17 protein-coding genes and 1 tRNA gene are annotated in these 18,230 nt (G+C 72.5%); 7 read left to right on the top strand and 11 right to left on the bottom strand.

The window, feature by feature from the left end; translation table 11 throughout:
- Positions 1-428 precede the first annotated feature (428 nt).
- The 7 genes from ACQEUU_RS35875 to ACQEUU_RS35845 form a co-directional block, all read right to left on the bottom strand.
- Positions 429-1,157: an EI24 domain-containing protein gene (locus ACQEUU_RS35875; RefSeq protein ID WP_433074898.1), complete on the bottom strand. Its 729-nt coding sequence runs from the start codon at positions 1,155-1,157 to the stop codon at positions 429-431.
- Positions 1,158-1,167: 10 nt separating this feature from the next.
- Complete coding sequence (locus tag ACQEUU_RS35870) at positions 1,168-1,749, bottom strand: Maf family protein (protein WP_433074895.1); 582 nt, start codon at positions 1,747-1,749, stop codon at positions 1,168-1,170.
- Positions 1,750-1,765: 16 nt separating this feature from the next.
- Complete coding sequence (locus ACQEUU_RS35865) at positions 1,766-2,344, bottom strand: DUF937 domain-containing protein (RefSeq protein WP_433074892.1); 579 nt, start codon at positions 2,342-2,344, stop codon at positions 1,766-1,768.
- A 69-nt stretch (positions 2,345-2,413) separates the two neighbouring features.
- Positions 2,414-4,393, bottom strand: a complete 1,980-nt coding sequence (gene ftsH, locus ACQEUU_RS35860) for an ATP-dependent zinc metalloprotease FtsH (protein WP_433074889.1) — start codon at positions 4,391-4,393, stop codon at positions 2,414-2,416.
- Positions 4,394-4,414: 21 nt separating this feature from the next.
- Positions 4,415-5,290, bottom strand: a complete 876-nt coding sequence (locus tag ACQEUU_RS35855; protein ID WP_433074886.1) for a hypothetical protein — start codon at positions 5,288-5,290, stop codon at positions 4,415-4,417.
- A 190-nt stretch (positions 5,291-5,480) separates the two neighbouring features.
- Positions 5,481-6,137 (bottom strand): peptidyl-tRNA hydrolase, encoded by a 657-nt coding sequence (locus ACQEUU_RS35850; protein ID WP_433074883.1) that lies wholly within the window; start codon positions 6,135-6,137, stop codon positions 5,481-5,483.
- Positions 6,134-7,396 (bottom strand): MFS transporter, encoded by a 1,263-nt coding sequence (locus tag ACQEUU_RS35845; protein ID WP_433074880.1) that lies wholly within the window; start codon positions 7,394-7,396, stop codon positions 6,134-6,136. Before ACQEUU_RS35845 ends, ACQEUU_RS35850 begins: the two co-directional genes overlap by 4 nt.
- Before the next feature lie 72 nt (positions 7,397-7,468).
- Between ACQEUU_RS35845 and ACQEUU_RS35840 the strand changes: the two genes are divergently transcribed.
- Complete coding sequence (locus ACQEUU_RS35840) at positions 7,469-8,470, top strand: GlxA family transcriptional regulator (RefSeq protein ID WP_433074877.1); 1,002 nt, start codon at positions 7,469-7,471, stop codon at positions 8,468-8,470.
- Here ACQEUU_RS35840 and ACQEUU_RS35835 read toward each other — a convergent pair.
- The gene (locus tag ACQEUU_RS35835; RefSeq protein WP_433074874.1) at positions 8,448-9,380 is read right to left on the bottom strand and encodes a DUF5996 family protein; all 933 of its coding nucleotides are present in this window, start codon (positions 9,378-9,380) and stop codon (positions 8,448-8,450) included. The genes ACQEUU_RS35840 and ACQEUU_RS35835 overlap by 23 nt on opposite strands.
- Before the next feature lie 71 nt (positions 9,381-9,451).
- Between ACQEUU_RS35835 and ACQEUU_RS35830 the strand changes: the two genes are divergently transcribed.
- The 3 genes from ACQEUU_RS35830 to ACQEUU_RS35820 all read left to right on the top strand — a co-directional run bounded on the left by ACQEUU_RS35830 (position 9,452) and on the right by ACQEUU_RS35820 (position 12,177).
- Positions 9,452-10,654, top strand: coding sequence for an FAD-binding protein (locus ACQEUU_RS35830; protein ID WP_433074871.1), 1,203 nt, complete (start codon positions 9,452-9,454; stop codon positions 10,652-10,654).
- A gap of 35 nt (positions 10,655-10,689) precedes the next feature.
- Entirely contained in the window at positions 10,690-11,088 is a 399-nt protein-coding gene (locus ACQEUU_RS35825) for a DUF3224 domain-containing protein (RefSeq protein WP_433074868.1), read from the top strand.
- 69 nt (positions 11,089-11,157) lie between these two features.
- Positions 11,158-12,177: a type III polyketide synthase gene (locus ACQEUU_RS35820; RefSeq protein WP_433074865.1), complete on the top strand. Its 1,020-nt coding sequence runs from the start codon at positions 11,158-11,160 to the stop codon at positions 12,175-12,177.
- A 3-nt stretch (positions 12,178-12,180) separates the two neighbouring features.
- Here ACQEUU_RS35820 and ACQEUU_RS35815 read toward each other — a convergent pair whose 3' ends face one another.
- A complete protein-coding gene (locus ACQEUU_RS35815; RefSeq protein ID WP_433074862.1) occupies positions 12,181-13,974 on the bottom strand; it encodes an asparagine synthase-related protein in 1,794 nt (597 codons plus the stop codon).
- Between the two features lie 122 nt (positions 13,975-14,096).
- On the opposite strand from ACQEUU_RS35815, the gene ACQEUU_RS35810 reads away from it, so the two are divergent.
- The 3 genes from ACQEUU_RS35810 to ACQEUU_RS35800 all read left to right on the top strand — a co-directional run bounded on the left by ACQEUU_RS35810 (position 14,097) and on the right by ACQEUU_RS35800 (position 16,542).
- Positions 14,097-15,527: a YfbK domain-containing protein gene (locus ACQEUU_RS35810; RefSeq protein WP_433074859.1), complete on the top strand. Its 1,431-nt coding sequence runs from the start codon at positions 14,097-14,099 to the stop codon at positions 15,525-15,527.
- Between the two features lie 40 nt (positions 15,528-15,567).
- The gene (locus ACQEUU_RS35805; protein ID WP_433074856.1) at positions 15,568-16,416 is read left to right on the top strand and encodes an alpha/beta fold hydrolase; all 849 of its coding nucleotides are present in this window, start codon (positions 15,568-15,570) and stop codon (positions 16,414-16,416) included.
- Positions 16,417-16,469: 53 nt separating this feature from the next.
- A tRNA-Ala gene (locus tag ACQEUU_RS35800) sits at positions 16,470-16,542 on the top strand.
- Positions 16,543-16,638: 96 nt separating this feature from the next.
- Here ACQEUU_RS35800 and ACQEUU_RS35795 read toward each other — a convergent pair.
- Together ACQEUU_RS35795 and ACQEUU_RS35790 are read right to left on the bottom strand one after the other, a co-directional pair.
- The gene (locus ACQEUU_RS35795) at positions 16,639-17,400 is read right to left on the bottom strand and encodes a nucleotidyl transferase AbiEii/AbiGii toxin family protein (RefSeq protein ID WP_433074853.1); all 762 of its coding nucleotides are present in this window, start codon (positions 17,398-17,400) and stop codon (positions 16,639-16,641) included.
- Positions 17,401-17,504: 104 nt separating this feature from the next.
- A complete protein-coding gene (locus ACQEUU_RS35790) occupies positions 17,505-18,107 on the bottom strand; it encodes a type IV toxin-antitoxin system AbiEi family antitoxin domain-containing protein (protein WP_433074850.1) in 603 nt (200 codons plus the stop codon).
- Positions 18,108-18,230: the final 123 nt, after the last annotated feature.

Raw genomic sequence — 18,230 nt, 5'->3', positions numbered from 1 at the left:
CGAAGGCGATTCTGTGGACGGGCGGCCACTCGGCCCGCGCCCCTGTGGAGAACCGGCGGGTCAAGGCAAACGGACCGCCGGAACCGGCGGGTCAAGGCAAACGGACCGCCGGAACCGGCCGGTCAGGGCAAACGGACCGCCGGAACCGGCGGGTCAGGGCAGTGGGCCGCCTCGCCAGGTGGGCGGGCCCAGGTGGCCGACCGCCACCTCGGAGGCCGAGCACCCGGGGGTAGACGGGCCCGTCCATCAGGAAACGCGTGCCCAGGATGCCGACCCCGTTCGCGCTCGTCGCGGGCCGCCCGGTCGGCGACGACCTCGCCGATGTGCAGGCCCGGCAGCTCCAGGTGGTCATCGGGGCCGAGGGGGCGGAAGCACAGCGCGGCTCCTTCGGCGCTGTGGGCGAGGATCCCCAGATGCCGCATGCCCCATCATGGCGCGAGGCGGTCGCGTACCATCATCGCGGCGCCCGCGACGGCCGCCGGCATCGCCACGACCGCGACCAGCGGCACCAGGAAGAGCACGAACACCACCACGCCGAACCCGAGGGACACGGGCAGGTTGCGGCGCAGCAGGCGGAAGCGGTCCTTGCGGAGCATCCCGCGCCGCTCCATGCCGAGCGTGCTCAGCTCGACGGTGAGGAAGAAGCCGGACACCGCCGCCCCGATCACCGGGACCACGGTCTGCCCGAAGACGGGGATGAAGCCGAGGAAGAACAGCGGCACGGTGAACAGCAGCACGTAGCCCAGCGTGACCAGGCTGTCCTTGATGGACCGGGGCAGGGTGCGCCACCAGGGCGGCCCGTCGGCCTCCTCGACGCCGTCGACCTTGGCCGACAGCTTCTCGTAGAACGGCTCGCCGATGGTGAGGGTGAGCGCCGCGAAGGTCAGCACCGCCAGCGCCAGCCCGCCGAGGAACAGCGCGAGCGCGACCGTCACCCGGAACGCCTCGCGCCAGGACCACGAGTCGGCGAACGGAGTCAGGAACTCGGCCATGGACAGCGCGTTGGTGCCGAGCACGATCAGCGCCACCACGTAGACGGCGAACGCGATCACCGCCGGGATCAGCCCGAACAGCCACCAGCGGCCGTTCCTGGCCACCCAGCCGACACCCTGGAGGAAGAAGCCGACCCCGTTGCCGAAGTCGCGAAGTGATCGCATGTCCGGCAGGCTAGCGCCAGAACGAGGTGACCGCGTAGCCGAGCTCCTCGAAGAGGTCGCGCAGCAGCGGCAGCGAGATGCCGAGCACGTTGCCGTGGTCGCCCTCGATGCCCTCGACGAACCAGCCGCCGCGGCCCTCGATGCTGAACGCCCCGGCCAGGCTCAGGGGCTCGCCGGTGGCGGCGTAGGCGGCGATCTCGTCCTCCGACGGGGTGCCGAAGTGGATGACGGTGCTGGCCGTCTCGGCGGCCTGCCTGCCCGCCGCGACGTCGATGACGCAGTGGCCGGTGACGAGCCGCCCGGTGCGGCCGCGCATCATCCGCCAGCGCTCGATCGTCTCCTCGGTGGTGGCGGGCTTGCCGTAGGGCCGGCCGTCGAGCTCCAGGATGGAGTCGCAGCCGATGACCAGGCCCTCGCCGAGCCCTGCGGCGACCGCCTCCGCCTTGGCCTTGGCCAGGACGAGGCTGAGCGCGGCGGGCGAGTAGGCGTCGTAGGCGTCCTCGTCCACCCCGCTCACGATCACCTTGGGGTCGAGCCCCGCGCTGCGCAGGAGAGCCAGGCGGGCGGCGGAGGCTGAGGCGAGAACGATCACCCGACCAGCTTACCCGTCACCAGGCGGAGCCCCACCCGTCGCGGCTGGTGTGCGGCTCGGGCAGGTCGCCGAAGGCGTCGGCGAGGAGGACGGCCAGCTCGCGGGGCAGCGTGGCCCGCTCGCGGGCGAGCTCGGTGGTCATCTCCTCGGTGGTCATCTCCTTGGTGGTCATCTCCTCGGTGGTCATGTCGGACGCCTCCGCCTGGACGGCGAGCAGGGACATCACCATGGGGGCGAGCAGCGCCAGCAGCCGCATGACCGCGCCGGGGTCGAGGCCGGACAGCCGGGCCAGCCCGTACGCGGCGGTCTCGGTGCCCTGGCCGCCGAGGACGTGCGCGAGGATGTTCTGGCCGTCGCGGATCAGGGAGGCGACGTCGCCGTTGAACGGGTCGGCGTCGGTGTGCTCGTCGAGCGCGGTGCGCAGCGCCTCCGCGCCGTCGGGGTGCTCTGCGTCGCGGGCCATGCCGCCGACGATCATCGCGGAGGCGGCGGCGATCACGTCGCGGGCCCTGCCGGGGTCGGTCGCGAGCATCCCGCCGATCTGCTCCAGCCCGGGATCGCCGAGTTCGGCGAGGAGCCGGTCAGTAAGTCTCACGGCGGTGTCCCCCGATCTCAGTCCCGGGTGAGGTGCCCCGCTCGGCCCCGGGTTAAGTTCGCGGTCATCCTAACTTTTGGCCAACTGCTCCGGCCGTGTGTCCTGGACGGTCCCGCGGAGCCCGGCGGCGGTGTAGGCGCTCTCCTCGTCGAGCGTCTCGTGCTCCAGCAGGGCGGCCACGATGCCTTCGAGTCTGTCGCGGTTGTCGCGCAGGGTCCGTACGGCGTCGGCGTAGCACTCGTCGACGATGCGCCGCGCCTCCTCGTCGACGACGGCGAGCGTGGCGGGCGAGGCCTGCGGCTGCCGGCCGTCGTCGGACAGGATGGTGAGCGGCCCGACCTTCTGCGACATCCCCCAGCGGCCCACCATGCCTCGGGCGATCATGGTGACCTGTTCGAGGTCGCTCTCGGCTCCGGTGGTGACGACGCCGAAGATCACGTCCTCGGCGGCCATGCCGCCGAGCGCGCCCGTGATGCGGCCGCGCAGGTAGCGCTCGTCGTAGGCGTAGCGGTCGGTCTCGGGCGTGGAGAGGGTGACGCCGAGCGCCCGGCCGCGCGGGATGATGGAGATCTTCCTGACCGGGTCGGCGCCCGGCAGCAGCATGCCCAGCAGGGCGTGGCCGGCCTCGTGGTAGGCGGTCCTGACCCGCTCCTCCTCCGGCATGACGATGCTGCGGGCGGCGCCGAGCTGGAGCTTCTCCAGCGCGTCGGCGAAGTCGGCCGGGCCGACCTTCTCCTTGCCGCGCTTGGCGGCCAGCAGCGCCGCCTCGTTGACGAGGTTGGCCAGGTCGGCGCCGGTCATGCCGGGAGTGGTCCTGGCGATCCGGTCGAGGCTGACCGAGGGGTCGAGCGGCACGCCGCGGGTGTGGACGCCGAGGATCGCGGCGCGGCCGGCCGCGTCGGGCAGCCCCACCTGCACGGTCCTGTCGAACCGGCCGGGACGCAGCAGCGCCTGGTCGAGGACCTCGGGCCGGTTGGTGGCGCCGATGACGATGACGCCCTCCGCGCCGGAGAAGCCGTCCATCTCGGTGAGGATCTGGTTGAGCGTCTGCTCGCGCTCGTCGTGGCCGCCGACGGCGCCGGAGCCGCCGCGGGCGCGGCCGATGGCGTCGATCTCGTCGATGAACACGATCGACGGCGCGACCTTGCGCGCCTCCTCGAACAGGTCCCGTACGCGGGAGGCGCCGACGCCGACGATCATCTCTATGAACTCGGAGGCGCCGGCCGAGAAGAACGGCACCTTCGCCTCACCGGCGACGGCCCTGGCCAGCAGCGTCTTGCCGGTGCCGGGAGGGCCTGCCAGGAGGACGCCCTTGGGCAGCTTGGCGCCGAGCCTGCGGTACTTGCCGGGGTCCTTGAGGTAGTCGACGATCTCTACGAGCTCGTTCTCCACCTCGTCGATGCCGGCCACGTCGTCGAACGTGACGCGCACCCGGCCGGCCTCGACCGGCTTGGCGGCCTTCGACTTGCCGATGCCGCCGAGCCCGCCGCCCATCATGCTCGCCCCGCGCCGCATGATCCAGATCCACAGACCGGCCAGGAGCAGCACCGGGAAGAGCGACAGCAGCAGGTTGAGCATGAAGCCGCGGCCGGAGTTCAGCGGCTCCGCCCTGATCTCCACCCCGGCCGACTGCAGCTGCTGGGAGAGCTGATCGGTGTTGGCGAAGGTGGGGATCTCGGTACGGAACTCGGTGTAGGGCTGATCACCGCTGTCGGGGTCGGTGGCGGCCGACCTGAGCTGGCCCTCCACCGACAGGCCGGTGGCGTAGATCTCCTTGACGTTCCTGGCGTTCACCTGCTTGGTGAACTCGGTGTAGGAGACGGTCTCGACGTGGCTGTCGTCGAAGAACGACGACACGAGGAAGAACACCGCGTACACGGCCAGCAACGTGGCCGCGAACCGCCACCAGTTGATCTTCGGGCGGCCTCCCGGGGTGCCGGGCAGTCCCTCTGCCCGCCACGGCCGCCTGCTCTTGCCGTTCTTGGACGGTCGCTTCTCGGACGGTCGCGGTGGACCAGAGCGCTCCACGGCGTCGTCACTCCCCACCATCGCCGCCCTTCATGATCTGTCTCAGCGCAGCGCGCGCACGCCGGCGATCACGCGGGGGATGTCACGCCACCTGCTGCGTTGCGTGTCCGGCACTGAGATGAACACCAGTCCGGGCTTGCTCATTCCGCCGTCCACGATCACGACGGCCGCGCGGGAGCTGCGCTTGCCGTACGTGACCTGGTACAGCAGCGCCCACCCCGCCTTGGTCCGCTGCGAGCCGAGCCAGCGGATGACGGCGCCCTCGGGGTGGTGGTTGAGCGTCCACCGGGCGGCGAGCAGCGCGGTGTCGCGGTCGGACTTCTGCGGGTCGATCGGGACGGGGCAGCTGACCAGCATGCCGCGCGGGCCGCGGCGCGGCGGCGGCAGCACCTGCCGGCTGGTGAAGGGCGCCGGTCCGTACGACTTCCAGGGCTTGGGCAGGTCCGGCAGGATGAGGCCGGCGCGCTTGTCCCGCAGCACGTTCTTGCTCGCGCGGGGCAGCGACAGCCGCTTGAGCTTGCGGGGCAGCCGGGGCACGCGCTCGTCGGCGTACAGCGCCTCCATGGCGGTGTAGCCGGGCGCGAGCGAGGCGCCGGGGGTCGGGATGGGGCGCGGCGTCGGCGTGGTCGCGTCGCCAGGGGCGGAGGCGGGCTCGACCGTGGGCTCCACGCTCGCCCCCGCGCTGGGGGCCGCCGTCGGCTCGGCGGCGGGCTCCGCGGTGAATTCCGCGGTGGGCTCCAGGGTGGGCTCCAGGGTGGGCTGGGCGCCGGGCGGGCCGGACGAGCCGGGCCCGGCCGATGGCGCGGCGACCGGCCGGGCGCCGGTCTCGTCCGGCCGTGCGGGGAACGCCAGGAAGACCCCGACGGCGGCCACCGCCACCGCCACGATCACGGCGAGTCCCCGGTAGATCGCTCCCATCCGGATGTCTCCGATGCGGGAGCGTCTGGGCGGCGAGGCAGGGATTCCCGGTCGGTCTTCGGTTCTCACACGGGAACCTCTGGTCTCATCAACCCCATCGAGCACGACGGGAGCGTACGACAAAACCGGCCCATCTGCGGCCGATTGCTACCGAAGTGTCATCTTGGCTCTGAGAAACGGGCGGAACAGGTCACGATCGGGCGACCCGGCCGCGGAGCCACGGCGCGTCCGCCACGAACGTGCACGAGCCCGGCTCGATCTCGGTGAACCCGGCGTCGCGCACCACCGGCAGCCCGGCCTCCAGGCCGGCCGCGAAGGCGGCGGGCCCGGCGGTGCGCACCGAGACCGTCAGGCCGCGCGCCCGCCACGCGGCGCGCCCGGCGGCGTCGCTCGCCCACCAGGCCAGCTGGGCGGCGTGCCCGGCCTGAGCCATGGCCTTGCCGGCGGACATCCGCAGGGCGGGGTTCTCCCACAGCACCGGCGGGGTGGCCGGGCCGGGTTCGCCGGTGTCGGCCAGCTCGGTGCCCGACACCTGCAGCCTCGCCAGGTCCCTGGGCCAGGCGTCGAGCGGGACGGGCGGGTGCACGCGCACCTCGGCGGTCCGGTGCTCGACGGTGCGGCCGGGCAGCGCGACGGCCCGCCGCCACTCGGCTCCCCTGGCCCGGCGGACCACCTTGCGGATCCGGCCGTCCTGCCGGGCGGCCAGCTCGCCGGCCCACTCCCCCGGGTCGTCGAGCAGGCTGAGCACCGCCATGGCGGCCGCCTCCAGGGCGTCGGTGCGCTCGGGAGGCGCGGCGCGCTCGATCCGCACCACGAGGGGCAGGACCATCTCGTCTGAGTCGTTCATCGGTTCCCAGCATGCCGGATCGCCAGCGACATCCCGGCGGCGGCCAGGCACAGCGCCCCCGCCCCGTACCAGGCGAGGTCGTAGGCGCCGAGCTGGTCGCGGGCGAGACCGGCGCCGACGGCGGCCAGGGCGGCCCCCACCTGGTGGGAGCCGAACACCCAGCCGAACACCACGGCCCCGTCCGCGCCGTAGATCCTGCGGCACAGCGCCATGGTGGGCGGCACGGTCGCCACCCAGTCGAGCCCGTAGAAGACGATGAACACCAGCATGCTGGGCTCGGGCGTGGCCGCGAACAGGCCGGGCAGCACCATCAGCGACAGCCCGCGCAGCGCGTAGTAGGCGCCGAGCAGCAGCCGCGGGTCGACCCGGTCGCTCAGCCAGCCCGACATGACGGTCCCGACGATGTCGAAGATCCCGATCACGGCGAGCAGCCCGGCGGCCATCGGCTCGGCCATTCCGTGGTCGTGCGCGGCCGGGATGAAGTGGGTGCTGACCAGCCCGTTCGTGCTGGCGCCGCAGATGGCGAACCCGCCGGCGAGATACCAGAAGGGGCGGGTGCGCGCCGCCGACCGCAGCACCGTGAGGGCGCGCACCGCCGCGTTCCCGGTCGGGACCGGCGTCGGGGGCGCGTCCGGGTCGGCGCCGAGCGCCGTCGTGCCCACGTCCTCGGGGCGGTCGCGCAGCAGCCACCAGACGAACGGCACCACGGCCAGGGCGGAGCCCGCCACGGCCAGCGAGGCCACCCGCCAGCCGGGCCCATGGGCGAGCTGGGCCAGCACGGGCAGGAAGATCAGCTGCCCGGTCGCCCCTGCCGCGGTCAGCACGCCGGTGACCAGGCCGCGGTGGCGCACGAACCACCGGCCTGCCAGCGTGGCCGCGAACACCAGCGCCATCGACCCGGTGCCGAGCCCGACGAACACCCCCCACAACAGCAGGAGGTGCCAGGTCGCGGTCATCCACACGGTGAGCCCGCTGCCGACGGCGACCAGCAGCAGGGCGAGCGCGACCACGCGGCGCATGCCGAAGCGGTCCATGAGCGCGGCGGCGAACGGCGCCGTCAGGCCGTACAGCACGAGGTTGACGGAGACGGCGAGGGAGATGGCGCCCTTGCTCCAGCCGAACTCCTCCTGGAGCGGGTTGATCAGCACGCCGGGGGTGGCGCGGAAGCCCGCGGCGCCCAGGATCGCCACGAAGGCGACGGCCGCGACGAACCAGGCCCGGTGCACGCGCAGGCGCCGGGCGGGGGAGGTCAAGGTCATGCGGCCCATCCTGATCCACCGTGTTGGGCCGATACGAGTGGCCGGATAGCCAATATGTGAAAGAATCCGGCCATGCCGCATCGAATCGCCGTCGTGGTACTCGATCAGTTCGCCCCGCTCGATCTGGGCGTGCCCGGCCAGGTGTTCAGCACCGCCACGTCGCCGTCGGGCGAGCCGCTGTACGAGGTGGTGACCTGCTCGCCGGGCCGCGCCCCCGTACGCTGCTCGGCCGGCTACAGCGTGCAGCCCGACCACGGCCTGGAGGTGCTCGACACCGCCGACACGGTGCTGCTGCCTGGCGTGCACGGCGGGCCGGTACTGAGGGAGGGCGTCATCCCGGACGAGCTGCGCGAGGCCCTCCAGGGGAGGCCGCGGGTGGTGTCGATCTGCACGGGCGCGTTCGCGCTGGCCGCAAGCGGGCTCCTCGACGGCCGGCCGGCCACCACCCACTGGCGCAACGCGGCCCGCTTCGCCCGGCTGTTCCCGCGGGTGAAGCTGAACCCCGACGTGCTGTTCATCGACGACGGCGACGTGCTCACCTCAGCCGGCGTCGCGGCGGGGCTGGACCTGTGCCTCCACCTCATCCGGCGCGACCACGGCAGCGCGGTGGCCAACCGGGCGGCCCGCCTCTGCGTGATGCCGCCCTGGCGGGAGGGCGGTCAGGCGCAGTACATCGAGCGCCCGCTGCCGCCGGCCACCGGCAACGGCACCGCCGCCACCCGCACCTGGATGCTGGCCAACCTGCACGCGCCGCTCGACCTGGAGGCGCTGGCGGCGCACGCCGGCATGAGCGTGCGCACGTTCACCAGGCGCTTCCGCGAGGAGACCGGCCTGAGCCCGGCCCGCTGGCTGTCCAGGCAGCGGGTCGAGCACGCCCGCCACCTGCTGGAGTCCACGGACCTCGGGGTGGAGGAGGTGGCCAGGCACGCCGGCTTCGGCACGGCCGTCTCGCTCCGCCAGCACCTGCACGCGGCGGTCGGCGTCGCCCCCCTGGCCTACCGGCACACCTTCCGCCGCCCTGAGCCGATGCCGCCCGGACGTCAGGAGGACGTCAGGTGGCGGCGGGGTCGGTGACGCCGCCGGGGCAGGCGACGGCCTCGACGTCCCAGCCGGCCAGCCGGGCGCCGGCCTCGTAGGCGCTCTGGTAGAAGGCCAGCACGGCCTCGCGCGGCGACGGCTCGGCCCGCGCGTCGTCGTACCGCAGGATCGCCAGGTGGCTCCCGCGCTGCGGGACCCACTGCGCGGCCGCGGGGACCAGCGGCTGGTCGGCCAGCCCGGCGGGCTCCGGCGCGGTGTAGGAGTAGAAGGCCGGCTCGGGGAAGGTGTCGTCGCCGAACCAGAAGCCGGAGCTGATCACCTCGCGCGAGTACGCTTCCCTGGTCACCGGGTCGGCCTGGGCAGGCTGGTCGATCACCCGGTCGGAGAACCTCGTGCAGGCGAGGTCGAAGGTGTGCCAGAAGTGGTGCACCGGGCTGATCTTGCCCGAGTAGCCGGAGGCGAACTCCTCCAGCAGCAGGTTCACCTGGCTGAGCACCTGCCAGTAGCGCGTGGCCTGGGCCGGGTCGTAGGCCGCGTGCTCGGTGTCCTCGGCGAACGGCCGGCCGGAGTCGGGCAGGTCGAACGGATGCGGCAGTTCGATCTCCACCGGCACGTCCAGGTCCGCCAGCGCCCGCCGGGTCTCCTGGTAGAACGAGGCCACCGACCGCCCGTACAGGGGGAAGGTCACCTCCCTGCCGTCGATCGTCATGACGGCCAGCCGGTGGGCGACGAGGTCGAAGTCGATGGTGAAGATCGGCCCGCCGTCGGCCCGGCCGATCGGGCGGGTGGTGATCCCCCGGCCGGTCAGGTGGAACGGCACGTTCCACCAGTGGTTGCGCCGGATCCCGCCGGCGAGCCGGATCTTGCCGATGACCTGGGTGAAGCGGTGCAGCGTGGCCTTGGTGTCCTGCCAGGCCGACAGCGGGATCGCGGGAAACAGTTCCATGCTCCTCACCATCCCCCCCAACCGCCCCGGGCAAGACCCGGCGGCCCGGCGGCGTGTGGCAGGGTGGGGCGGTGACGCTCACCAACTGGGCGGGGAACACCCCCTTCACGGCCTCCCGGATCCACCGTCCCACCTCCCTCGACGAACTCCGCCGCCTGGTCGCCGCCGCGCGGCGGATCCGCGCGCTGGGCAGCGGCCACTCCTTCAACGACATCGCCGACTCCCCCGGCGAGCTGGTCCGGCTCGACCGCATGCCGCCCCTGATCGAGGTCGACAGCGCGGCGGCCCGGGTGCGGGTCGGCGCGGCCACCACCTACGCGCGGCTCGCCCCCGAGCTGCACGCGCGCGGCCTCGCGCTGGCCAACCTGGCGTCGCTGCCGCACATCTCGGTGGCGGGCTCGGTCGCCACCGGCACGCACGGCTCCGGGGTGGGCAACCCGAGCCTGTCCGCCGCCGTCCGCGGCCTGGAGCTGGTCACCGCCGACGGCTCGCTGGTCACCCTCGAACGCGGCCACGAGGACTTCCCCGGCGCGGTGGTCGCGCTCGGCGCGCTCGGCGTGGTGACCGCGCTCACGCTGGACCTGGTCCCGGCCTTCGAGCTGCGTCAGTACGTGCGCGAGGGCGTGCCGGACGACGCCCCGTTCGACGAGATCATGGCCGACGGCCACAGCGTCAGCCTCTTCACCGACTACCGCGACACCCGCGCCTGGATCAAGCACCGCGCCGAGCCGGTCAGCGACGGCTGGCGCGGCACCCGGCCGGCCGTCGGGCCGCGCCACCCCGTGCCCGGCATGCCGGCCGGGAGCTGCACCGAGCAGCTCGGCGTGCCGGGGCCGTGGCACGAGCGGCTGCCGCACTTCCGCCCGGACGCGCCGCCCAGCAGCGCCGGGAACGAGCTGCAGTCGGAGTGGATGACGGACCGCGCGCACGCCGCCGCCGCGCTGCGCGGGCTGCGCGCCGTGGGCGACCGGATCCGGCCGGTGCTGCAGATCTCGGAGGTACGCACGATCGCCGCCGACGACCTGTGGCTGAGTCCCTCGTACGGGCGCGACAGCGTGGCGTTCCACTTCACCTGGGTCAAGGACCCGGCGGCGGTGCGACCGGTGATCGAGCTGGTGGAGGACGTGCTGGCGCCGTTCGATCCGAGGCCGCACTGGGGCAAGCTGTTCGTCCGCCGGCCGGCCGTCCCCGACCGGTTCCGCGAGCTGGTGCGCCGCTACGACCCCGAGGGCGCGTTCGGCAACGCCTTCACCCGGGCGCTTCTGGATACCTGACAGAAGATGCCAGGTACACGCGGCAGGATGGCGGCATGATCGTCCAAGGACCTTTCGACACCGCAGACTGGAACGCCGAGCCGCCGTTGGAGGAGCGCGACGGCGTCTCGCTCGGCCGCGTCACCATGACCAAGAAGTTCCACGGCGCTCTCGACGCCACCAGCACCGTCCACCTGACCATCGTGACCACCCCCGTGGAGGAGTCGAAGGCGTACGTCGCCGTGGAGCGCGTCGAGGGCACGCTCGACGGCCGGTCGGGCAGCTTCGTCCTGCTGCACGGCGCCACCAGCGACCGCGGCGGGCAGTCGCTGGTGGTCTCGGTCGCGCCCGACTCCGCGACCGGCGAGCTGCGCGGCCTGCGCGGCGACATGGACATCCGGATCGCCCCGGACGGCTCTCACTCGTACGTGTTCGACTACACACTGGAGGGATGAGGTCCCCCGCCCGCCGTCCGCGGCGGGCGGCCGATGTTAGCCCCGGCCTCTGAGCGGCAGAAACCAGACATGTACATCTGGGGGGTACGGACTGTTCTGCCGGATCACCGGTACGAGCAGGAGGAGATCACCGAGGCGTTCGCCCGGCTCACGGCGGCGGACGAGGGGGCTCTCAAACGCTTCCACACCGCGACCGGCGTCACCGGCCGCAACCTGGCGCTGCCGCTGGACGACTACACCAAGCTCGACTCGTTCGGCCTGGCCAACGAAGCCTACGCCGAGGTCGCGCTCGACCTGGGGGAACGGGCGATCGCCGGCGCGCTGGAGAAGGCCGGGCTGCCTCCGGAGAAGGTCGACCACCTGGTGTTCTGCTCCACCACCGGCCTGGCCACGCCGTCGCTCGACGCCAGGCTGGCCCTGCGGGCGGGGCTGCGCGACGACGTCAAGCGGGTGCCGGTGTTCGGGCTGGGCTGCGCCGCCGGGGCGGCCGGGCTGTCGCGGCTGCACGACTACCTGCGCGGCTGGCCGGACCAGGTGGCGCTGCTGGTCTGCGTCGAGCTCTGCTCGCTCACCGTGCAGCGCGACGACACCTCGGTCGCCAACCTGATCGCCAGCGGCCTGTTCGGCGACGGCGCCGCGGCCGTGGTGGCCACCGGGCACGGCACCGGCCGCGAGGTGGTGGCCACCCGCAGCAAGCTGTATCCCGGCACCGAGCACCTGATGGGCTGGCAGGTCGGCGAGCACGGGTTCCGCATCGTGCTCGACGCCGGGCTGCCCGATTTCGTGAACCGGGTGCTCGCCGCCGACGTCACGGCCTTCCTCGCCGACAACGGCCTGACCCCCGGCCAGGTCGGCACCTGGATCTGCCACCCCGGCGGCCCCAAGGTGATCGACCGGCTGGCCGCGGCGCTGGAGCTGTCGCCGGAGGCGCTGGAGGTGACCTGGCGGTCGCTGCACGAGCACGGCAACCTGTCGTCGGTGTCGGTGCTGCACGTGCTGCAGGAGACGCGCGGGCGCAAGGACCAGCCCGCGGTGCTCATGGCGTTCGGGCCGGGGTTCTCCGCCGAGCTGCTCCTGCTGCACTGGTAGCGGTCATGACACCGGCTTCGGCACCGCGATCCGCTCCAGCCCCTCCGGCCGCTTGCCCGGGTAGACCCCGGTCAGCAGCGCGCTCACCGTGTACAGGTGCCAGGCCAGGGCCGGCTTCCTGACCACCGGGTCGGCGAACAGGGCGCGGACCTCGTCCGGGTTCACGATCGGCGCCAGCGCGTCCAGGCCGCCCAGCACCTGCTGCCGCAGCACGTCCGTCAGCACCGGCCCGGGGCTCGTCCGCCAGCTCCAGCCGCCGCCGGTGCGCAGCGTCGGCATGTGCGCGGGAGGCCGCGGCGCGCGGCGCCACCAGTGCGACGGCCGCTTCTCCAGCGCGTCGGCGAACCGCCACGGCTTGCCCTCGATCGGCACGTCGCGCAGCTGGGGCGCGAACCGCAGGATGAGCGCGTAGATCACCTCTTCGGACAGCCGCCAGGCCTGGTCCAGCCCGAGCGCGGCCCGTACCACGCGGTTGTCCAGGAACGGCCGGACCGGGTCGCCGCGGCGCAGCGACCCCGCGCGGGCGCCGGCCTGCCAGCGGCCCACCTTGTACCAGATGTAGATGTGGTCCAGCGCCTCCAGCCGGTTCTCCCTGTCCAGCCAGGGCCGGGCCAGCTCGCGGGCGTGCTCGTTCGCCTCGGCGGTGAACAGCTTGTCGTCCTTGCCGAACGTGGCGGTGATGCGGCGCAGCAGCGCCTTGTCGCTCAGGTCCGTCTGCAGCAGGTTCAGGCTGCCCGCCCGGAGCGTCTCGCCGCTCTGCCCGGACATGGTCGGCTTGCCGGAGTAGGGCAGGTAGCTCACGATCGACTCGTACGCGGAGGTCATGCCCTCGCAGGTGCGCAGCGTCTCCCAGACCCGGTCCAGCGGATGCTCCACCAGCACCGCGTCCTGCCCGGCCGTCTGCGGCGGCGCGATCACCGTGTGCTCCACGCCGAGCCGCCCGGCGATCTGACGGGCCAGGATCACGTCGGGGTGCGTGTCCAGCCCGTTCGTGGTCACCCGGAACGGCACCTTCGCCGCGTGCAGCAGCGCCGCCAGGACGCGGGTGTCGCGTCCGCCGGTCAGCGCCAGGTTCACCGGCTCGTCCAGGCCGCGCAGCGGCGCGACGGTGGCCAGCAGCGCCTCGGCCAGCTCGCCGATCGCCCTGCGCTTGCCCCGCTCCGACGCGGGCGCCGGCGCCGCCCGCGGCAGCGGCGTCTCGGTGATCGTGCGCCGCCCGTCCCGCACGTCCAGCCGCGTGCTCGGGCGCAGCGCCGTCACCCCCCGGTACGGGGTCTCGTCGGACAGGAAGAACCCCTGGCGGACCATCGTCTGCAGGGCGAGCACGTCGTGCTCCACCCGGTCGGCCTCCTGGGCCGCCAGGTGCACGAGCAGGGCCCGGCTGCCGACGATGTGCAGCTCCGGCGTCTCGGTGTAGAACACCGGGCAGACCCGGTTGATCGCGGTCGCCGCGGACAGCACGCCGTCGCCCGCCACCCAGGCGGAAAAGCACCCGCCCACCCCCTCGCCCAGGGGGTCGTCCAGCAGCCGGCCGGCGTCGCCGGGGTCGGCCAGGTGGCCGTTCAGCCCGAGCACCCGCCCGCCCGACTCCGACAGCAGCGGCGGCCGCCGCTCGTCGCCGGGCTCGTTCGTCCACCCGAACAGGGACACGCCGCGGCCGTGCCATTCGCGGCCGCGGATCACCTCCGGCGGGACGGGGAAAGCCGTCTCGGCGACGGAACGGACCTTCTCCAGGATCCGGGCCGGCACCTCGCGGCCCTTGGCGGCCAGGCCGATATAGATGCGCACGGCACTCATGCCTACAGGAAACGGCCACTCCATGACAATGAATCACGTAAGAGTCGCGGTTTGCGCTCGCTTGCGTCTCCACCCCGGCCGCCCTCCGCCACGGCTCGTCATACGGCGTGGAGGTGACGCACATGACATCACGCTCGCTCGCGGCCATCGCTCTGGCCGCACTGCTGGCCCTCACCGCGTGCGGCGGACCGGGCGGGGCCCCGGACGCCGCCCAGGACCAGCAACCGGCGCCCATGCAGCCGGAGGAGTCGGGCACCACCAGCGCCCGGATCTCCACCTTCGCCCTGGACGTCGACACGGCCTCGTACTCCTACGCCCGCCGCACCCTCCAGGAGGGGCGGTGGCCCGAACCCGGCCAGATCCGGCCGGAGGAGTTCGTCAACTCCTTCCGCCAGGACTACGCCGAACCCCGCGACAACGGCTTCACCGTGCACACCGACGGCGCCAGGCTGCCCGGCGAGGCCGGGGCCGTGCTCCGGGTCGGCCTGCAGACGCGCGGCTCCAGCGCTGAGGCGCGCCGGCCGGTCAACCTGACCTTCGTCATCGACGTCTCCGGCTCCATGGCCGAGCCCGGCCGGCTCGACCTCGTCAAGCAGTCCCTGCGCACCCTGCTCGACCAGCTCACCCCGGGCGACCAGGTCGCCGTCGTGGCCTTCAGCGACGAGGCCGAGCTGCTGGCCGCCATGACGCCGCTCGCCGCCAGGGACGACCTGCGCGCCGCCGTCGACCGGCTCGTCACCAAGGGCGGCACCAACCTGGAGGCCGGGATCGTCCTCGGGTACGAGGAGGCCTCCAGGACCTTCCGCCCCGCCGCCACCAACCGGGTCGTCGTCCTGTCCGACGGCCTCGCCAACCAGGGCGACACCGCCTGGCAGGGCATCCTCGACCGGGTGAAGGAACGCGCGGCCGAGCAGATCACACTGCTCACCGTCGGCGTCGGCCGCGAGTACGGCGACGAGCTGATGGAGCAGCTGGCCGACAACGGCGACGGCGCCGCGATCTACGTGTCGAGCGCCGAGGAGGCCGAGAAGGCGTTCGTCACCCGGCTGCCCGCGACCGTCGAGCTGCGCGCCCGCGACGCCAAGGCCCAGGTCGAGTTCAACCCGGCCGTGGTCGAGGAGTACCACCTCGTCGGGTACGAGAACCGCGCCCTGGAGGCCGAGGAGTTCCGCGACGACAGCGCCGACGGCGGCGAGGTCGGGCCCGGCCACTCCGTCACCGCGCTGTACGCCCTCAAGCTGAAGCCCGGCGCGAAGGGCCACCTCGCCACCGCCACCGTGCGCTGGCAGGACCCCGACACCCGCCGGCCCACCGAGGCCGCGGGCTCGGTCGACGTGGGCGCCCTGGCCCGGGAGCTGTGGTCCGACGCGCCGCTGCGGCTCCAGGTGGACGTGGTCGCCGCGGCCTTCGCCCTCCAGATGCGCGACGGCGAGCCGTTCGGCCTGGACCTGCCCACGCTCGGCGAGCACGTCGGCCGGCTGGCCGCCGCCGCTGAGGACCCGATGGTCACCGAGCTGGCCGGGCTCATCGGCAAGGCACGCGAGGCGCGATAACCGTTTGCGATGATTGCGACTGTTTGGGCACCTTGAGAGGGTGAGCGTGAAAGTCGAACCGCCTGCCCGGATCGGGCAGGCCACCCTCCCCGACGGCCGCAGGCTCGGCTGGGCCGAATGGGGACCCCGTGACGGCCGGCCCGTGCTCTTCTGCCCCGGCGCGGGCACCAGCCGGTCGCTCGGCTTCGGTGCCGGCGTGGCCGAGCGCCTCGGCATCCGGCTCGTCTCACTGGACCGTCCCGGGCTCGGCGCCTCCGACCCCAGCCCGGGGCGCTCCCTGATGGACTGGCCCAGGGACGTGCGCGACGCCGGGCTCGACGGGATCCCGGTCGTCGGCTTCTCCCAGGGCGGGCCGTTCGCCCTGGCCTGCGCCGCGGCCGGAGTGGCCGCCCGCGTCGCGATCGTGTCCGGCGCCGACGAGGTGGCCGCGCCCGAGTTCCGCGACGGGCTGCCGGCCGAGCTGCGCGGCCTCGTCGACTCCGTGGCCGGCGACCCCGTGGCCGCCGAGGAGTTCTTCGCCCGGTTCACCCCCGACGCGCTGTGGGACATGATCGTGCCCGGCGGCCCCGAGGAGGACCGGGCGGTGTACGAGGACCCGGCCTTCGAGCGGGCCTACCGCAGGGCCATGGCGGAGGCGTTCCAGCAGGGCCCGGACGGCTACGCCCGCGACACGGTGCTGGCCATGGGACGCTGGCCGTTCGACCTCGGGCGCGTCACCGTGCCGGTCGAGCTCTGGTACGGCGAGCTGGACCACGGCCACTCACCCGACCGGGGCGCGACACTGGCCCAGCGCATCCCGGGCACCCGGCGCCACCTGGTGCCCGGCGTCGGCGGCGCGGTGCTGTGGACCCACGCCGAACCGATCCTCCGGGCGCTCGCGGGTGGATAAAGCGGTACGAGAGAGGCCACGAGGTCCGATACACTGGGCACGCGACGACGCGAGGGGCTATGGCGCAGTTGGTAGCGCGCTTCCATGGCATGGAAGAGGTCTGGGGTTCGAATCCCCATAGCTCCACCTCGATCGATGGACCGTCCACAGCGGTCCACGCTCCATGTGCAGCGGCTCGACCTCCGGCGTTGCCCTCCATCCGATGGTCTTCGAGCGTACGAGCTACGGCTTCCGGGTCACCGGATCACTCATCCGCGCCCAGAACCGGCGAAGCAGGTCGAGCGCTCCGGCAAGATCCGGGCCCACGGACGTGAGGTCTTCGGCGACCTTCGGGTAGTCGGCCTTCCAGGCAGGAGGCGGATCGGGGATGAGCAAGGGGACCGGGTGGGTCCCCCGCACTGCGAAGACATGCTCGACTATCCTCACCAGGTCTTGATCGCAGGCAAGCCCGTCCTCGATCAGCAGAATCAAGTCGACGAGATCCTTCACCCTGGTGTTGGGCCGTGAATCGTAGTCGCGGGTGAGGGCGTGGAGCTTCTCGGCGAAGTGCTGGCGACGGTCGACTGATTCCATCGTCCGTGGCGGGACATCGGCGAATGCGAGCACACCTGGCAGCGTGATCCGCTCGGTGGCGGCGATCTCCTCTCCCCTGAGGACGATGTCGAGGCGGATCTGCGCAAAGGTCTTTCCCGCGAGCGCGCCGTCGACCGAGAACCGCCAACCGGGCCGTCCAGCCGTATCAGCGTCCAGCGCGAGGGGCCGCTTGACGGAGAACACGAAACCATCGCCATCGACGTCGGTTCCCAACGTCTCGATCAGTTCCTCGCGTACCACTTCGCCATCCGTCGAGGTATCCCGGAGAGCAAGATCCAGGTCTTTGGTCGACCGTGCACGACCTCTCAGGCGAAATTCCAAGGATGCGCCGCCCTTGAGCACCCAGCGGCCCTCGGCGACGGAGAGCCTGGCGGAGATCCGGTCGAACACCGCGATCCTGCGTAGACGACTGAGGTCTGTTCCGCTCTGGTCGGACTCTTGCCTGAGCCGCGACTCCAAGCCCCGGCGGAGATCCACCGGGGTCGCGTAGCGCCTCATGCGTGTTCCGCGCGCAGGGCTCGTTCCACGGCGAGTTCGGCTCGGGGACCTGCCTGCTGCGCAGCCCTGAGGAGCTGGTTCTTCGTCGCGACGCCGCGATCGAGAAGTTCGGTGACGGCCGAGTCGATCACGTCTTGATCGGCTCCGTCAGCGGCGGTCTCCGCGACGGCGCGGACGGGTCTCGTCACTCGGAACCCCTCCCGCTCCTCTATCTGATCAACCGGGAGTTCGTCCGTATGGAGGGCCACCGCCTGGTTCCGCCGGCGGAACCCCGGCGGAACCGTCAGGTGGATCTTGGTGGGATTGGCGATACCGAGATCGTGAACACCGAGTGCGGTGGCATGGGACACCACCGCGAGCCCCTGACTCCACAGCGCCCACCGGACGAGATGATCCTCTTCGCCGGCGGGAAGGTCGGTGAACTCACGGAAGCGATAGACACCACGATCCACACGAATCCAGTTGCCGCGGTGAACGTGGAAGTACTGCGACTGGTAGGAATAGCCGTCCTCAAGGGCCTGAGCCGCAGTGAAGTAGCCACGCTGCCGCGCCGCCCGGCGCCACAGCCGCACCCGAGGCTTGTCCTGATCAGACTGCATGCCTACAAGCGTAGCTGAACTACCAAGAAGTTGTAGTTTCATGTGCACCCTATACGCAAAACTACAAATATATCCTAGTTGTCGGTTGGGCCCGAGAGTTCGCTCGGGTCAGATCTCCTCCAC

Source organism: Nonomuraea sp. CA-218870 (assembly GCF_050936535.1).
Lineage (GTDB): Bacteria > Actinomycetota > Actinomycetes > Streptosporangiales > Streptosporangiaceae > Nonomuraea > Nonomuraea corallina.
The sequence above is the reverse complement of the archived record's forward strand: the minus strand, read 5'-3'. Positions and strand labels throughout refer to the sequence as shown.

Excerpts from the sequence above, each read along its gene's own strand:
- ACQEUU_RS35875 (WP_433074898.1), bottom strand. The coding sequence starts at position 1,157 with ATGCGATCACTTCGCGACTTCGGCAACGGGGTCGGCTTCTTCCTCCAG.
- ftsH (WP_433074889.1), bottom strand. The coding sequence starts at position 4,393 with ATGGTGGGGAGTGACGACGCCGTGGAGCGCTCTGGTCCACCGCGACCG.
- ACQEUU_RS35855 (WP_433074886.1), bottom strand. The coding sequence starts at position 5,290 with ATGGGAGCGATCTACCGGGGACTCGCCGTGATCGTGGCGGTGGCGGTG.
- ACQEUU_RS35850 (WP_433074883.1), bottom strand. The coding sequence starts at position 6,137 with ATGAACGACTCAGACGAGATGGTCCTGCCCCTCGTGGTGCGGATCGAG.
- ACQEUU_RS35845 (WP_433074880.1), bottom strand. The coding sequence starts at position 7,396 with ATGACCTTGACCTCCCCCGCCCGGCGCCTGCGCGTGCACCGGGCCTGG.
- ACQEUU_RS35840 (WP_433074877.1), top strand. The coding sequence starts at position 7,469 with ATGCCGCATCGAATCGCCGTCGTGGTACTCGATCAGTTCGCCCCGCTC.
- ACQEUU_RS35835 (WP_433074874.1), bottom strand. The coding sequence starts at position 9,380 with ATGGAACTGTTTCCCGCGATCCCGCTGTCGGCCTGGCAGGACACCAAG.
- ACQEUU_RS35825 (WP_433074868.1), top strand. The coding sequence starts at position 10,690 with ATGATCGTCCAAGGACCTTTCGACACCGCAGACTGGAACGCCGAGCCG.
- ACQEUU_RS35820 (WP_433074865.1), top strand. The coding sequence starts at position 11,158 with ATGTACATCTGGGGGGTACGGACTGTTCTGCCGGATCACCGGTACGAG.
- ACQEUU_RS35815 (WP_433074862.1), bottom strand. The coding sequence starts at position 13,974 with ATGAGTGCCGTGCGCATCTATATCGGCCTGGCCGCCAAGGGCCGCGAG.
- ACQEUU_RS35810 (WP_433074859.1), top strand. The coding sequence starts at position 14,097 with ATGACATCACGCTCGCTCGCGGCCATCGCTCTGGCCGCACTGCTGGCC.
- ACQEUU_RS35790 (WP_433074850.1), bottom strand. The coding sequence starts at position 18,107 with ATGCAGTCTGATCAGGACAAGCCTCGGGTGCGGCTGTGGCGCCGGGCG.